This window comes from Comamonas sp. wu1-DMT (genome assembly GCF_040187805.1).
Classification (GTDB): domain Bacteria; phylum Pseudomonadota; class Gammaproteobacteria; order Burkholderiales; family Burkholderiaceae_C; genus Comamonas; species Comamonas thiooxydans.
This window is the reverse complement of sequence record NZ_JBANEM010000001.1, coordinates 787,843-803,258: the sequence shown is the minus strand read 5'-3', so window position 1 is coordinate 803,258 and position 15,416 is coordinate 787,843. Positions and strand designations below refer to the sequence as shown.

Annotated in this window: 12 protein-coding genes; all 12 read left to right on the top strand. The window is 60.2% G+C overall.

Annotation, left to right across the window (positions count from 1 at the left end; translation table 11 throughout):
- Positions 1-3 precede the first annotated feature (3 nt).
- The 12 genes from V8Z78_RS03645 (at position 4) to V8Z78_RS03590 (ending at position 15,416) form a co-directional block, all read left to right on the top strand.
- Positions 4-471 (top strand): phage tail tube protein, encoded by a 468-nt coding sequence (locus V8Z78_RS03645; RefSeq protein ID WP_349730906.1) that lies wholly within the window; start codon positions 4-6, stop codon positions 469-471.
- Entirely contained in the window at positions 471-1,001 is a 531-nt protein-coding gene (locus V8Z78_RS03640) for a DUF6246 family protein (protein WP_349730905.1), read from the top strand. The genes V8Z78_RS03645 and V8Z78_RS03640 overlap by 1 nt, the downstream gene beginning before the upstream one ends.
- A 200-nt stretch (positions 1,002-1,201) precedes the next feature.
- The gene (locus V8Z78_RS03635) at positions 1,202-1,747 is read left to right on the top strand and encodes a hypothetical protein (RefSeq protein ID WP_349730904.1); all 546 of its coding nucleotides are present in this window, start codon (positions 1,202-1,204) and stop codon (positions 1,745-1,747) included.
- Between the two features lie 75 nt (positions 1,748-1,822).
- Positions 1,823-2,446: a hypothetical protein gene (locus V8Z78_RS03630; RefSeq protein WP_349730903.1), complete on the top strand. Its 624-nt coding sequence runs from the start codon at positions 1,823-1,825 to the stop codon at positions 2,444-2,446.
- A 40-nt stretch (positions 2,447-2,486) separates the two neighbouring features.
- Complete coding sequence (locus V8Z78_RS03625) at positions 2,487-5,372, top strand: tape measure protein (RefSeq protein ID WP_349730902.1); 2,886 nt, start codon at positions 2,487-2,489, stop codon at positions 5,370-5,372.
- A gap of 24 nt (positions 5,373-5,396) precedes the next feature.
- A complete protein-coding gene (locus tag V8Z78_RS03620) occupies positions 5,397-5,750 on the top strand; it encodes a hypothetical protein (protein WP_349730901.1) in 354 nt (117 codons plus the stop codon).
- Positions 5,747-6,208: a DUF1833 family protein gene (locus V8Z78_RS03615; protein ID WP_349730900.1), complete on the top strand. Its 462-nt coding sequence runs from the start codon at positions 5,747-5,749 to the stop codon at positions 6,206-6,208. The genes V8Z78_RS03620 and V8Z78_RS03615 overlap by 4 nt, the downstream gene beginning before the upstream one ends.
- Entirely contained in the window at positions 6,208-6,612 is a 405-nt protein-coding gene (locus V8Z78_RS03610; protein ID WP_349730899.1) for a hypothetical protein, read from the top strand. The genes V8Z78_RS03615 and V8Z78_RS03610 overlap by 1 nt, the downstream gene beginning before the upstream one ends.
- On the top strand, positions 6,603-9,752 hold the full coding sequence (locus V8Z78_RS03605; protein WP_349730898.1) for a host specificity factor TipJ family phage tail protein: 3,150 nt from the start codon (positions 6,603-6,605) through the stop codon (positions 9,750-9,752). The genes V8Z78_RS03610 and V8Z78_RS03605 overlap by 10 nt, the downstream gene beginning before the upstream one ends.
- Positions 9,658-13,368, top strand: coding sequence for a phage tail tip fiber protein (locus V8Z78_RS03600; RefSeq protein WP_349730897.1), 3,711 nt, complete (start codon positions 9,658-9,660; stop codon positions 13,366-13,368). Before V8Z78_RS03605 ends, V8Z78_RS03600 begins: the two co-directional genes overlap by 95 nt.
- Positions 13,369-13,385: 17 nt before the next feature.
- A complete protein-coding gene (locus tag V8Z78_RS03595; RefSeq protein WP_349730896.1) occupies positions 13,386-14,135 on the top strand; it encodes a hypothetical protein in 750 nt (249 codons plus the stop codon).
- 6 nt (positions 14,136-14,141) lie between these two features.
- Positions 14,142-15,416, top strand: a complete 1,275-nt coding sequence (locus tag V8Z78_RS03590; protein ID WP_349730895.1) for a phage head spike fiber domain-containing protein — start codon at positions 14,142-14,144, stop codon at positions 15,414-15,416.

The window sequence follows — 15,416 nt, the reverse complement described above, 5'->3', positions numbered from 1 at the left end:
GCCATGGGCGCTCACGTTGGACGCGACGTAAAGGTCGAATTTGCACTGAAGCCGGAGACGCTGCCCAAACCAGCGGCCGGTGATTACAAGATCCTGGGCATGATGCGCGCCAAGAGCATCAACACCACCTGGGACACTGTGGACACTACAGCCGACAAGTCCCCCGACTTCACCAAGACCGGCTTGGTTACGTTCAAGAATGTGGAGTTCTCGGGCGACGGCGTCAGCTACGACGACGAAGTGCACAACCAGGAGTTGCTGGAAAAGCACGTCGTTTCGCCACCAGTAGAAACCGGCCGTCAGCCCAAGGTGTGGTTCAAGATCACTTACCCCAACGGCAAGGTGTATGAAGGCCCGTTCATTGTCACCTCGTGGTCGAACGATAGTCCCTATGCAAACGAAGCCACATGGAGCATCGGTTCGCAAAGCAATGGCGAGGTGACTCTGACCCTCCCGCCCGTCGGCCCCTGATGCTGATTGAGCACGGTTACTCCAGAGTCGTGACTGCTAGCGGCCTGGAGTTCACATTCACACCGTCATTCGCCCGGATCGCCCAGCTCGGGCGCCCGGGCGAAATCGTTGATGCTTTCCGTGGCCTGTTCGGCGCTCGCGCACATCTCAACGCTCGTTATGTGCTCGCCGTTCTGTGCGATCAGGACGATGCAACAGCCCTGCTGGGATGGCTTGATGAAGACGGTGAGCATGAAGGCAGCATGCCGGTGCTTGAACAGATCAGTCTGGCCGCGCACCTGATGCGCCATGGCCTGGTGGGCACAGGTGGCAGCAAGGAACAGAGCTCTAGGCCTGTGACAGAGTTCAACGTTGGCGAATACGTGGCCGCCGCCCGCGTTCATTTGGGCATGACCACGGCGGATGCTGAGGCCTTGAGCATGAGCGAGTTCCAGGCCTTGTTCGAAATGAAGTTCCCAGACGCCAAGAAGAAAAAGCGCGATGTGCCGACGCGTGAAGAGTACCGTGCGGCCATGGCAGCGATGAAATAAATCACAGGTTGCCCAAAATGGGCCACTTGGCGTTCTTGCAATTCTGTCAATTTGACAACGATTGGTCTCATCAAAAACTTTGTGAGCCCGATTTATGAAACCGTTGTTGATTTTCGTTGTGTTGATGCTCGTCGCGCTGCCAGCGTATTGAGTAAGCCTAGCGTTTGCTAGCATCACCCCAAACAATGAAGGGAGTGGTGATGCTTAAGTGGATCAAGCAGTTTTTCGGAGTTGAGACTGATGTGGCAGTGCAGCCAGTACTGCCATTGGTAGAAGAGACCCCGGCAATTCCAGCAAAGCCTGTCACCACCTGGCAAGAGCGTGCGGCAGCGGTGGGGGCACTTTCGGGCCCAGGCCTGACGGCTACGTGCACACCGCTCAACACACAGGCGATAGAGCCGCGCTCATCTAATCCATTGCACCTTCGCGGCAAGGCCCTTACAGATTTCCTTGCACAACCAGGTGGGGTGCAGAGGTATGAGGCTGCCGAGCGCACACGCAAACGCCTCGGATCTGTGGATGGAAAGCACTACTCGCAATACGTACCGGCGACCAAGCGCCTGCTTCAGGCAGGCGAATATGACGCTGCAGTTTTGCTGCTTGAGAAGCTTGTTGCTGCAGTGGATGCAGAAGCTAAATTCAGTGGAGGTTGCGTTCCACCTTGGTATAGGGCTGCGCTAGATGAAGCCAGAGAACGGAAAAACGGAGGTGGCGTGTCCAGTAAAAAGCGCAGCAGGCACTCGTGACTTGATACGATATAAGCGTTACGCAATGTTGCTGACATTAAGAAAACTTCAAATCTCTCTTTAAAAGGATAAGTAATGAGGGGCGCAATTTTCGGGACAATTATCGCGGCATCTGCTGCTATGGTGGGGTGTGCTACATCGACTAATGATTACTCCCCTCCAAAGGTTTCTCAGATCGAAAATTCCAAGTTTGTTAAAAAGCCGTTTGACGGAGTGTGGGATGGGCTTGTAAAAGAACTTAGTAGCGACTTTTTCGTAATTAACAATATTGATAAAAATTCGCGACTTATAAATATCTCGTTTTCGTCGCAGAGGCCCTCAGACTTTGTTGACTGCGGCACTACTACAAGAACGTTTACGAACGCTCGCGGCGAGAATAAATATGTATACAAGACCGCTGACGGCTCTGAGTTCACTGCTGCCAATAAACAAGGGCATGTATTTAATGTGCGACGTGCCACGCGCTTGGAGGGACGATCAAATATTTATGTCGCACCAGAAAACGATGGCACAAATGTCACCGTCAATACAAAGTATGTCGTGACAGTCACCATGAGTGGAAGCACGCTCGATGGACGCGTGGTTCCTACAGAAACGTTTACGTTTGATCCCTCAACCAAGCAGCCGTACACCACCGACCAAGTGACTTGTGTGGCAACCGGGAATATTGAGGAGAGAATCCTTCGCGCTGCAAAATAGCGCTCCATAGCATTTCTTCAGTACAACTGGAGAGCATGCTGTGGCAGAGAAAGTAGGCGAAATTTACTATGACGTGACGTTGGAGCTTGATCAGATGATCAAGGATCAGCGTCGCGCCCAGCAAAGTCTGGACAAGACTGCCGACAGCTTGCAGCGTCTCTCCCCGATCGCTGCTGCAGCAAAGGCAGCACTTTCAGGCCTGGCGGTGATGAAGGTCATAGACATGGCCGACGAGTGGGGTCAATACGCCAGCCGCATCAAGCAGGCCACGAAGAGCACAGAAGAGTACACCTATGTGCAGGAGCGCATGCTTGCCTCCGCAAACGCCACTTTCCGGAGGATCCAAGAGACGCGCGAGAGCTTCATCCAGCTCTCGCCGGTGTTGCGGGAAATGGGGCTATCGCTGAGCCAGTCAGTGGATGTGATCGACTCATTCAGCGGATTGCTGGTGGTCAATGCGGCGAGCGCGGATAAATCCAAAGGAGCCATGGAGGCTCTGGCCAAGTCGCTTCAAAAAGGTGCGATTGATGCAGACGCATGGATGAGCATCTACTCAACTGTGGACAGCGTCGTCGACATCATCGCTGAGAGCAGTGGCAAAAGTGCAACCGAGATTCGAAGGCTGGGAGCCGAGGGCAAGCTTGGCATTGATGTGCTGGTGCAGGCGCTATCCGATGGCTCGTCCAAGATCGCAAAGCAGGTCAAAGACATGCCTACCACGGTCAAGGATGCCATTCAGTCCGTGACGAATGCTCTGTATGAGTATGTCGGGCGCACAAATGAGGCCAGCGGCATCACAGCCACTATCTCTTCAGCCATTCAGTCGCTTGGGGCCAATTTCAATGTGCTGGCCGATACGGCTTTGATCGCAGTTGCTGCTGGCTTGACGCGTTACGTTGCAGGAATGGTGGCTGCCAGTGTAGCCACAGCCGCCAAGGCTGCTGTGGCTGTACGTGCCGCAGCAGCAGAGGTCGCATTGGCGGAGGCCCAGGTGGCTCAAACAGCTGCCTCTCTAGCGCAGGCTCGGGCGTTTGCTGGCGTTGGCGTAACTCAGGCGCAGGTGACGGCCGCCACGCTGGCGCATGAAGTGGCAACCAATCGACTGACTGCGGCGCAGGCTGCGCAACTTGCCACGAGTGCGGCCATGAGTGGTGCTTTGCGCGGGCTGATCGCATTTCTCACTGGGCCAGCCGGCATTGCCATTGCTGCCGGCATCGCCGCCGCAAGCATCTTTGCATTTGGGAACAACGCATCGAATGCTGTACCCAAGGTCGACGAGCTCACAGCTTCGGTTGATAAGCTGACCACTGCGCAGCTCGCCAATCAGCGCAACAAGGCAGCGGACGCCATCGGGCAGCTGACAACGAAGGCGCGGGATGCGAATGCGGCAGTCAAGGCGCTGGAGCGTGACCAGGCAGCCTTGAACAAGCAATTTCAGGAAGGCCGGGGCGGCATTGATTCGAAGGGACTGGAGAACGTCAATCGCGCTTTGGTGGAGGCTCGAAGTAATGCGGATGGCGCCACCAAAGAGCTGCAGGAAATGATCAATGCCGACTACAAATTGGCAGAGGCACAGAAGCAGCGAGAGAGCGCTCCCACCGCAAAGGCGAAGGTTAATCGCAAGGATCCTGAAGTTCAGAAGCGCTTGGCAGCCATGCGTGATGAAGTTGAGTTGGCCAAGCTATCTGGTGCGGCACGTGCTCGACTGCAGGCGATCCAGAAGCTGGGCGTCAATGCCACGGCCGAGGAGCGAGCAGAGGCTGAGAAGCTGGCGACCACCATCTATGACCTGACCGAAGCTCAAAAGAAGCTCAAAGAAGGTTCTAAGGGTGAGAAGTTTGATAGCAAGAGCTACTTGCTTGGATTGAGTGCGAACGCATCGACTGATGAGCTGGCTCGAATTGATGCGCAGGAGCAAGAGTCCTTATCCAAGCATAAGGCCCTGCTCAAGGAGCGAAAACTGAGCACACAGGAGTATGAAGAAGGCGTGACGCTCATTCAGAGACGCTACGCCTCTGAGCGTGCGAAGCTTCAGGATGATGAGCTCGGTATGTTCATCGCGCGAGCGGAAGAGGCAAGCAAGGCGCGTGCGGACATGGCCACGCAAGCACAGGAACTCGGCAACGCCCTGACCGAATCTGTGATGACTCCGCTGGAGCGCTTGAATATCGAATTGCTGAAGCATGACAGCTTGCTAGCGGCCGGCGTGATCTCGCAGGAAACATACACGCGCGCGGCAGTGAAGGCCAGAAAGGAATATCAAGAGAATCTGAATCAGATGGATCAGTTCACGGTCCGTTTCGCGCAGAACGTGCAGGACCAGTTGGGCGACACGATCTACAACAACCTCACGGGTGATTTCGACAATATCGGCAGGGCCTGGGGGCAGATGCTGATGAAGATGGCCAGTCAAGCCATTGCTGCAAATCTTTCGCGCACCTTGTTCGGTGGGCTTGTTCAGGGTGGGTCAGGCTCTGGTTTGTTCGGATCTGCTGTCAGTGCAATTGGAAGCCTCTTCGGTATCAGCGGTGGCCGAGCCAACGGCGGCGATGTTGGCGCCGGAAAGATGTACGAGGTCAATGAACGAGGCGTACCGGAGCTGCTGACTGTGGGCAACAAGCAGCTGCTGATGATGGCAGGGCAGTCTGGCCGGGTGACGCCGATGGGAGGCATGGAGGTTGCGAACGTGCCGTCCCCGCGAGGGCAGGGAAGTGGGTGGGCTGGCGCTGCCCCCATCATCAATATGAAGTTCATTGGGGCACCATCGCAGCCAGAAGTGAAGCGGAGCACATCGGGCAACGGTCAATTCGACATCGAAGTGATATTCAAGCAGATCGAGAACCGGATCGGCGATGGGATATCGAACGGTACCGGCGCGCCATATCGCGCACTGACTGGACGCTTTCCTGGCCTGAGGGACAGCTGAACCCGCTCCCTAGCATGCCTATGCATGGCATCGCTACCTTCATACGTCACTGTCCATTTTTCCCGTCCCGAGTCGTTTGACCCAGCGGTCGCGTCATCGGAGATGGAGCGCGGCCTGGCCAAGCTCCGTGTCACGAATGCGCGTGTGGTCAAAGAAGTTGAGGTGACGCTGCAGTTCAAGTCTGCAGACGATACCGAAACCTTCGAGGACTGGTACTTCAATACGGTTCGCCGCATCGGCTTCTTCAATTGGTTCGACACGCGGACTGGTGTTGTGCGTTCGGTGCGCTTCAAGGGCGGCGCTTTAGGTGAGTTGGTGCCGCTGGCGCAAGGGTTCGCCGTCGCACAGCGCACAGCCACGCTGGAGTTCCTGCGATGACTGACTTTCGCACGCGAAACCAGCGCCTCACCAACGATGTGGGTCATATCGAGCTGCTGGAGGTGAGCAACCCCAGCTTTTCGGAGCCCATGCGTATCTGCAACGACACCCAGGACTTTGTGAGCCAGGGCATCAGCTACATCGGTTTGATGTTCGGCTTCACGCTGCCTGACGATGTGGCTGGGCAGGCTCCCCGCATGCGCCTGGGCATGGACAACGTGGGCCGTGGCGTCAGCGACGAGCTAGAGCGCCGCCTGCCCGGTACCACCACGATGGCCAAGCTGATCATCGTTCCGCGCGATATGCCGGACGTGCATCAGCATGTGTACTGGCTGCCAATGTCCAGCGTAAGCATCAGCGGGGCCTCTGCCCAGGCCTCCTGCAGCGTCGATGACCTCATGCGGCGCGCGGCCTGCCTGCAGATGGCCAATCCGCACACCTTGACGGGGATCTTCTGATGCTGGACGCCCTGCAGCTGGACCGATTCATCGGCATCCCCTATTGCCCACGCCACATGGACTGCGCCGACCTGGCCCTGCTGGTGCAGCGCGAGCTGTTCGGTCGTCAGGTGGTGCTGGCCGGCAAGCGGGCCCGGCCGCTCGAGCTGGATGCCCAAGCCGCCGCCATTGCCGGCTATTGCACCGAGCTGGGCACGGCAGTGGAGCAGCCCCAGGACGGCGATGCCGTGCTGATGCGCGACTTTGATACCGAGCAGGCCGGGCACATCGGCATTTACGTATTTACCAATTTCGCACCGCATGTGCTGCACACCTCCCACAAGCTGGGTGCGTCCGTGCTGCACCGGGTGCAGGACTTGCTGGGCTACGGCCTGGTGGTAGAGGGCTTTTACCGATGGAAGTGAATCGCGCTGAATCTGCTGCTGTGGCTGCCGTGGACGGGGTGCCTGCCGATGTGCTGGACGCTCAGGGCCGCCTGGTCGTCACGCCCAATGCACTGACGCTGGACGGCCAGCGCAATGTGCCGGCAGATCTGCAGCCCGGTGAGAGCCTGGCATCTTTCCTCGAGCGCCATGTGCCCGGTATCGACTCCGGGGCCTGGACCGTGATGATCGGCGGGGCCGTGGTGCCCCAAGCCATGTGGGTGCGCACCTTCCCCAAGCATGGCCAGCTGATCGCCTGCCGGGCCGTGTTGCGCAAGAGCGCGCTGCAGTTGGTGGCCATTGCTGCGCTGTCTTATTTCACGGCTGGTTGGGGGGCTTCGCTGGCCGGCGCCATGGGCATGGGCGCGGCGGCTGGGTCGGCCATCGGCATGGGCATGTTCATGGCTGGCTCCATGCTCATTAACAAGGTGCTGGGCCCCAAGATTCAATCTCAGCAGTCCCAGGCGCAAAAGCAGATCTACAGCCTGAGCGACCAGCGCAACACTGCGCGCCCCTATGAGCCAATCCCCACGCTGTGGGGCGAGATGCGCGTCACGCCCGACCTGGCCAGCAAGTCCTATGCGTGGTACGAGGGCGACGATCAGTACCTGAGCACCATCCTGCTGGGCGGCATCAATGTGCATGAAGCGTTTGACCTGGCCGTCGGTGACACGCCCATCGGCAACTACAGCGATGTGAGCCTGTATTTCAATGGCTTTGCTGGCATGCCCAGCCAGAACGTGCCGCTGTACAGCAATGTGGACGCTATCGCCGGTGCCGAGTTCGTCAACGGCGGCGACTGGATCACCCGCACCGGCTCGGCCGGGGCCGCGGCCCTGCAGGTGGACATCGAGGGCCAGCTTTACGCCGTGTACAGCAAGTCGGGTGTGGGTGTAAACAGCGTGGGCCTGACCATTCAGGCGCGCAAGGTCGGCACGAGTGCGTGGGCCACATTGCTTGAGACCACCTTGAGCCATGCCAGCCAGGATGCACTGCGCCGCACCTATTCGTTCGATGTGGCGCCGGGCCAGTACGAGGTGAGGGCCAAGCTGGGGGTACCTCACTGGACTGACCCGCAGGATATGTGCCGCTTGTCTTGGGTTGCGCTCAAGACCGTGCAGTCCGACACCACGGATTACAGCCAGTGGGGCCGCATCGGCATCAAGATCCGCGCATCGGGCCAGCTCAATGGCAGCCTGGACACGGTGCGGGCCACCTATCGGGCCAAGCCCATGCCGATCTGGACGGGCACGGGCTGGGCCACGGCCACCACGCGTGCCAATGGCTTGTCCAACCCTGGCGCCATCCTGCTGCAGACGCTGCGCGGCATCTGGACCGTCAACCCCCAGGGGCAGCGCGTTTTGCAGTTCGGCTTTGGCCTGAGCGACGATCAGATCGACATCGAAGGCCTCAAGGCCTTCATGCTGCACTGCGCAGCGCGCGGCTACACCTATGACAAATGGGTCACCACAGGTGTTTCGCTGGGTGCTTTCTGCGACGAAGTGGCGCTGGCCGGCATGGGCCAGTTCACGTGGACGGACGGCAGTCGGCCCACGGCTTCGTTTGTGACCAGCGGCCAGCCCCTGGGCGGCGTGGTCAATATGGCCAACATGCTCAAGGGCGGATTCAGCGTGGATTACGCGCTGAGCAACGCGGCCGACGGCATTGAATACCAATGGCTGAGCCGCGACACCTGGGAAATGACGACCCTGCGTGTGATGGCCCCAGGCGTGACCACCATGTTGAATCCAGCCCGCGTGACGGGCGAGGGCATCACCAGCGAGGCCCAGGCCGCTGTGATGGCCCGCTACCACCTGGCCCAGAGCCTGTACCAGTACAAGACCGTTCACTTCACTGCCGACATTGAGCACCTGGACTATCGCCGCCTGTCGGTGCTGTCCGTGTCCCACGATCTGACCCAATGGGGCTTCGGCGGGCGCCTGGTCGCTGCCAAGCGCGTGGGCGGGCAAGTGCAGCTCACGCTGGACGAGTCAGTGCCGCCGCTAGCCACGCCCTATATCGGCCTGCGGGTGCCTGGTGGGCGCGACTATCGTGTGTGGCCCGTGCAGCCGCTGGCGGCCGAGTCCAACGTAGTCACCCTGGTGGGCGAATGGCCCGTGGGCGTGGCCTTGCCCGGGGAGGATCTGGACAACCCCGCACACGACACGCTCTGGTGCTATGACTTCAAGTCCACACCCGGCTACCGCGTGCGCGTGACCGGCATTGACCCCGAGTCCGACCTCAAAGGCGCCCGCGTGACGGCCGTGCCAGAGGGCCCGGAGTTCTGGGACTATGTCTTCAACGGCACCTATGTGCCCGCGCCCAATCAAAGCAGCATCCCCCAGCTGGGTCGCCCCGTGGTCAAGAACTTGCGCGTGTCAGAAAAAGTCAACCTGCAGGGCGATACAGAGTGGTACGAGCTGTCCTGCATCTGGGATGTGGAAGGCGACTTTGACCACGCCCAGGTCTGGGCCGGCCGTGACGGGTCCGAGCTGCGCCTGGTTGACGGCAACGCTGTCGGCAACCGCAGCACGTTCCGCATTGACGGGGCGGGCGAATGGCTCATCGAGGTGCGGCCGTTCAATCCTGCGGGGCGTGCTGGTCAGGTGGCCGTCAAGCTGTACATCACCAGCCAGACACAGCTGCCCCCGCGCAACCCCGGCACGTTTGTGGTCCAGCAGTTGGCTGGTGGCTTGCGACGTTTTGCTTGGGCCTATGCGGGTGACAAACCGGCCGCACTGGCTGGTGTGCAAATCCGCTATCTGCCTGGAGAAGTGGCTTTGAGCCTGAACGGCTGGGATGCCATGCAGCCCTTGGGTGATGACGATGACATTTACACCGCCCAGTTTGAGGCCAGTCGCCCAGGCGCTGGCCTGTGGACGTTTGGTTTACGCGCCATCGACACGGCAGGCCAGCTGGCCAATGGCATTGCGCGCTTTGTCATTGAGCTAGACCAGAGCTTTGATCAGATACAAAACCCTGACTTGACCCCGCCCCCCCCTGGTGACCGGATTGACGGCGACAGGCATGCTCACTTCGGTGCAGGTGGCATGGGATGCCCCACTCTATGCCGTAGGCCATGGCCATGCCCGCACGGAGATCTGGGCCGGGCAGGGTGCTGATCTGCAGCAAGCCACCCCGATGGGCGAAGGCTATGCTGGCCCCATCAGCTTCAGTGCCCAACCCGCGCAAAGCTGGAACATTTGGGCGCGCAACGTCAGCGTCGATGGCGTGGCCGGCAACTGGGCCGGCCCGGTGGCGGCCGCTACGGGCGAGGATGTGGCCGGTCTGCTGGAGGCGCTGGCCGGGAAGGTTGGGTCTGAACAGTTTGATCCCATCGTGGTGGAGAAGATCGACCAGCTAGATCTGATTGACTTTGACCGCATTGACGCGCTCAACGATTTCAGCCTAGAGCAGTTGGAGTCTGTGGCGCAGGTGGATCTCAAGCGCCTTGACCTGATTGACATTGAGGGCGGTCCGCTGGGCAAAAGCTTGGTGACCGCTGCGGCTCAGCAAGATGCGCTGAACCAGCAGGTGCGCGGCAATATGGAGGATATGGGCAAAGGCTTGCTGGAAGCTGCGCTGGCTGCCGATGCTGCGCTCGAGCGCATCACCGATGCCGGTGTGTATGTCGATCCAGCCACCGGCCAGGTCAAGATCTACGGGCTAGAGACCACCAAAACCCAGGTCACCAATCTGGAGGTGCTGCTGGATGCGTTGTCTGGTCAGTTGCAGCTCAAGGCCTCCACGGCTTACGTGGACGGAAGGATTGCGGAGGCAGTGCTTTCGCCAGCAGATCTGCTTCTTTATGAGGGTCTGGACGCGCGCCTCATCAATGTGGTTCAGCAGCTCGACAGCATCAACGGCACGCTCAGCAGTAAGGCCGAGGCACTTGAGCTGCAGAATGCCGTTGCCCGGCTGACCACCGCAGAAAGCAATCTCGATGCCCTGGGGGCGCAGATCGCCTTGCGCGTGACGCGGGCCGAGTATGAGGCCGCGCAAGATGCCCTGCAAACCAGGCTAGGCAGTGCCGAGCTGACCTTGTCGGCGCTGGATGTGCCAGCCATCACGGCTACGGTAACCGCTGTGAGCAAGTTGCAGCGTGAATCGGACAAGACCGCACAAGCTCTGCTGCAGGACATCCTGAATGGTGAATACAACAGGGTCCAGGCCCAGGACGCCTTGGCGTTTGCGCGCAACCAGCTGAGCGCTTCGATACAGGAGGGGCTGTCAGCAGAGGCGGCAGCGCGCACTCAGCTGGCGGCTACCGTGGACCAGCAAGCGGCAGCGCTGGAGCAGGAATCGTTGACGCGCGCGACGGCGGATGCAGCCGAGGCCAGCCAGCGCCAAGCTCTGGCGGCCACGGTACAGGGAAACCAACAGCAAACTACTGCCGCAATAGAAGCCGAGCAAGCGGCCCGTGTAGATGGCGACGCGGCAGAAGCAGCGCAGCGCGAGGCCCTGCGCGCGCAAATGCAGGGCGATACAGACACGCTGGCGGCGCTGCTGGAGGAGGAGGCAACGACTCGCGCCACGGCGGACAGCGCCGAAGCTTCGGCCAGGCTGCAGCTGGCTGCACAGCTGCAGCAGGCGGACAGCGCCCTGGGCGCGGAAGTCTCGGACGAGCGCAATGCACGCATTGCCGCCGATGAAGCCGAGGCAGCGGCCCGCACCGCTCTGGCCACCCGCTTGGATGGCAAGGACAGCGATCTGGCTGCGCAGGTCAGCGAGGAACAGTCTGCCCGTGTGGCAGGCGATGCGGCTGAAGCACTGGCCCGTCAGCAGTTGGCGGCGGCAGTGGAGCAGGACCAGGGTTTGTTGCAGGCCCAGATCGAGGCTGAAGCCACCGCCCGTGTGGAGGGCGACCGTGCAGAGACCACCTCGCGCGAAAGCCAGATCTCGGTATCTCGGGAGCTGAGCAAAAAAGAGGGTGAACGCACAGCGCAGGCTTTGCTGCAAGACATTCTGACCGGTGAGCGCAACATGGAGGAGGCCAGAACAACACTGGCCCTGGCCAAGGTCGAGCTGTCCACGCAGATCCAGGAAGGCTTGAGTGCGGAGGCTGTGCAGCGCACACAGTTGGCTGCCGTGGTAGATGGGCAAAAGGCAGCGCTCGAGCAGGAGTCTCGCGTGCGGGCTGATGGCGACGCAGCCGAAGCGCTGCAGAGGCAGCAACTCGCGGCGCGCTTGGAAGGGGCTGACAGCGCATTGCAGTCCCAGCTTTCGGATGAGCAGATCGCCAGAGTTGATGCTGATACCGCCGAAGCCATTTCACGCCAAGCGCTGGCAGCGCAGATGCAGTCCGAACAGGATGCTATCCGTGCGCAGGTTTTCGCGGAGTCGCAGGCCCGCGCCACGGCGGACGAGGCAGAGGCTTCGGCGCGTCAACAGTTGGCCGCTACTGTGGGTGACAACCATGCAGCAGTGCAGCAGCAGTTCACGGCACAGGCCGGCATCAATGGCTATCTGGCAGCCAAGTACTCGCTGGCCGTGCAGGTGGGCAGCGGGGGGCAGGTGGTGGTGGGTGGCATGCAGATCACCGGTACCGCAGATGGTGAAGCAGGGCCCAAGATCGCTATTGCGTTTGCCACCGATGCATTCAGCATCGTGGCGCCCGATGGCAGCCGCAAGGTCGTGCCCTTTTATGTGCAGACCTCGGACATGACAATCAATGGCGTGTCCGTGCCGGCCGGTGTCTACATGGACTCGGCGCGCATCGGCAATGTCGAAGCGCTGTTTGGCCGCTTCGGATCGCTTTTTGCGGACAAGGTGCAGGCCACGGCTATCAGTGCCAGTCAGCTCACAGCCGGTAATGGAGTGATTGGTGGCACGCTGAAATCCAGCAACTACGTGGCCGGCTCCAGCGGCTGGACGCTGCGGCCTGACGGCATGGCTGAGTTCTCGGGTGTGATCGTGCGCGGGACCGTGTATGCCTCGTCGGGGCAGGTGGGAGGCGTCACGATTGCAAGCAATGAGCTGCATTCCAGCAACTGGAACGGCGTTTACGGGCCTACTGGCACGGGCTGGGCGATCCGGGCCAACGGAGAGGCCTATTTCAACGGCCTCAACATCCGAGGGCAGATCAACGGCGGCGCCTTTGCGGGCTACGGTTGGCCTGCGGCTGGGCAAAGCGGCTTCCACCTGGGGCCAAACGGCCTGCTGATCGGGAATGCCAACAACGGCAAGTATCTGCAAGTCACTGCCGATGGTGATATTTACACGCCGGGCTTCAATGTCGTTGGCGGTGTGATGACCGTCCACCAGGCCAACATCATTGACACCTTGCAGATCAAGAGCGGAGCGCTTACTTCCGTGGCTCCACGTTGGCGCGGAAATTTTGCATTTTTCGTATCCGCCAGTCGGACGCTTGATGAGTTTGCAGTGTCTCCCGAGTATCAAAACATCATCTATCTGGAATGGGTGAACAACATCGGTGGCGACGGCCTGTATCTCATGGCCTATAGGGGCTACGGGGAAGACAGTTCGGCTGTGGGCGTTCTCTATCCGGGCGCTTATGCCCGCGTAGAGCTGCTGTTTTATGCCAATGGCTCTCATATGGGGACCGCATCCGTAGAGGTCTTTCAGGGCATTGGGAATTACGTGATCACTCCCATGTACGCGGTGCCATTGGGCGCCACATATGTGGTCGTGAACATGCCGGCGATTTCTCGCAACTCCCCCGAAGGTCAGCGCTCGCTGAACAACATCAAGATCACAACCATCTCGATCAAGAGATAACCATGAAGGACTGCTAAATGGCATGGTACAGAACTGGCACCGTCGCGGTGACCAACAACAGCAACGTCATCACCGGCACAGGCACCTCATGGGTGGATGGTGCAGCGGTTGGCGAAACCTTCCTGGGGCCGGACGCGCAGGTCTATGAGATCACGTCCATCGTGAGCGGCACCAGCTTGCGCATCAGCCCTAACTACAAAGGCAGCACGGCCACAGTCCAAGCGTACGCCATCATGCCTACTCAGGGCTATTTGCGTGACCTGGCTGCCCAGGCTGCGGCCCTGGTCAATAGCTACCAGGCGGTGCGCGATGGCGCTGGGGCCGGCAAGTTTGCAGCGGGTACGGCTGCAGCGCCCAGCGTGCGCGGCGCAGCCGACGAAAACACCGGTTTGAACCTGCCTGGATCTGATGTGGTTCAACTGGTCACTGGCGGGGTGGCGCAACTGCAGATCACTGCAGATGGCACGCCCAGCGGCAATGCCGTGACCAAGGCGCCAGTCAGCACAGCTCAGCAGGAGGCCATCAATGCGGCCGCTGCGGCATCGGTGCCTACCTCGACGGTGGGTTCAGATCCTGCGCAGATCCCGCCCGCTCAGTTCTTTGGTCGGCTGGCCTTCTTGGATGTTTTGGGCGCGCTCATGGTCTCCAAGCACCAGCCTGCAGCTAACGGCTCCTTCTGGACAGAGCGTGTCAGCGACACATCCATCAAGCTATTTCTGCGCGGTGACGATGGTGTCGCGCGTTCCACAACCCTGACCTTGAGCTAATCTGCCATGGCAAATATTCTGAATCTGCCCGACCTGCGGCCCTCGCTGCTGCTGGACTTTGCCAACAGCCGCCAGGTGGACCCGCGCGTCACCTTTACCCGAGCGTCTGCTGCCACGCGATGGAATGCTGCTGGCGTGCTGGAAACTGTGCCTGCTGGTGTGCCGCGCATCGACCACGATCCAGCGACCGGTAAATGCCTGGGCCTGTTGGTGGAGGGGGCGCGCACGAACCTGAGAACCAACTCCCGGCAACCCACTGCAAGCACGGGGACCGTCTTGGGCACATCCAGTGCAATTGCCCCCGATGGATTGGCGGTCACTTCCATTGAGGACGATCCGGCCACCTCCGGCGAGCACTACGTCAACGATTTGGCAGTGGCGGTCACCACGGGGCAAACATTCGTGCAGAGCGTCTTTGTCAAGGCGATGCCTGGGGCAGAGCGCCAAGTAGTGCTTCGAGTTGCTGGCAGTGTGGCTGGCAGTCAGTCCCTGGCTTTCAATGTCAGTGATACCGCATGCTCGGCAACATCGGCGCCCAGCTATCCATACGGCATACAGAAGTGCCTGAATGGCTGGTGGCGCATCTGGAGCCAGTACACCGCTATAGGCGACTTTGCAGCGGCGGTCTTTCGAGTCCAGGTCTACAAGAACAATTCGGGCGGCTATCAGGGGGAGGCCGGCAAGGGCTTGTTTCTGTTTGGCCGACAAGTCGAGGCGGGCAGCTCCCCAACGTCATACATCCCTGCAGGGGCGAGTGTGGCTACGCGGGCAGACGAGTTCGCCGGGCTGCTCGGCGCTAACTTCTCCAACTGGTATCGGCCAGACGAGGGCACCTTCTTGTTTGAGGGGGCGCCTTCAAGTATTGCCCCTGGATATGGCCCTGGCCTGTTCGCGGTTGGAGACGCCACGCTGAGTTTTGAAACTCGCAATGGGCTTTATCTGAACACCGGCAACGGCACGGGTGTGCTCGCGGCCAGCATGGCTGTGGCAGGTGCCGGGCAGATCGGCACCAACACTGTCACAGGGACATTCGCTGCTGGCGTGACCAAGAAAACAGCCTTCGCGTACCAGACTGACAACACCGTGGGCGCCACTGATGGCGTGCTCGGGGTGGTTGACACCTTGTGCACGATTCCCAAGGGGCTCACCGGGCTGTCTCTTGGCGAACTGTCTGCCGGCTGGTCGGGCGGTACTTCAAGGCTGAACGGCCATATCCGGCGCTTCGCTTTCTATCCCAAGCGCCTGACAGCTGCTGAGCTGAAACGAATCACGGAGGCCTGA

What these genes read in the sequence shown, in the direction of transcription:
- V8Z78_RS03645 (WP_349730906.1), top strand. Translation starts at nt 4, where the DNA reads ATGGGCGCTCACGTTGGACGCGACGTAAAGGTCGAATTTGCACTGAAG.
- V8Z78_RS03640 (WP_349730905.1), top strand. Translation starts at nt 471, where the DNA reads ATGCTGATTGAGCACGGTTACTCCAGAGTCGTGACTGCTAGCGGCCTG.
- V8Z78_RS03635 (WP_349730904.1), top strand. Translation starts at nt 1,202, where the DNA reads ATGCTTAAGTGGATCAAGCAGTTTTTCGGAGTTGAGACTGATGTGGCA.
- V8Z78_RS03630 (WP_349730903.1), top strand. Translation starts at nt 1,823, where the DNA reads ATGAGGGGCGCAATTTTCGGGACAATTATCGCGGCATCTGCTGCTATG.
- V8Z78_RS03620 (WP_349730901.1), top strand. Translation starts at nt 5,397, where the DNA reads ATGGCATCGCTACCTTCATACGTCACTGTCCATTTTTCCCGTCCCGAG.
- V8Z78_RS03615 (WP_349730900.1), top strand. Translation starts at nt 5,747, where the DNA reads ATGACTGACTTTCGCACGCGAAACCAGCGCCTCACCAACGATGTGGGT.
- V8Z78_RS03610 (WP_349730899.1), top strand. Translation starts at nt 6,208, where the DNA reads ATGCTGGACGCCCTGCAGCTGGACCGATTCATCGGCATCCCCTATTGC.
- V8Z78_RS03605 (WP_349730898.1), top strand. Translation starts at nt 6,603, where the DNA reads ATGGAAGTGAATCGCGCTGAATCTGCTGCTGTGGCTGCCGTGGACGGG.
- V8Z78_RS03600 (WP_349730897.1), top strand. Translation starts at nt 9,658, where the DNA reads ATGCTCACTTCGGTGCAGGTGGCATGGGATGCCCCACTCTATGCCGTA.
- V8Z78_RS03595 (WP_349730896.1), top strand. Translation starts at nt 13,386, where the DNA reads ATGGCATGGTACAGAACTGGCACCGTCGCGGTGACCAACAACAGCAAC.
- V8Z78_RS03590 (WP_349730895.1), top strand. Translation starts at nt 14,142, where the DNA reads ATGGCAAATATTCTGAATCTGCCCGACCTGCGGCCCTCGCTGCTGCTG.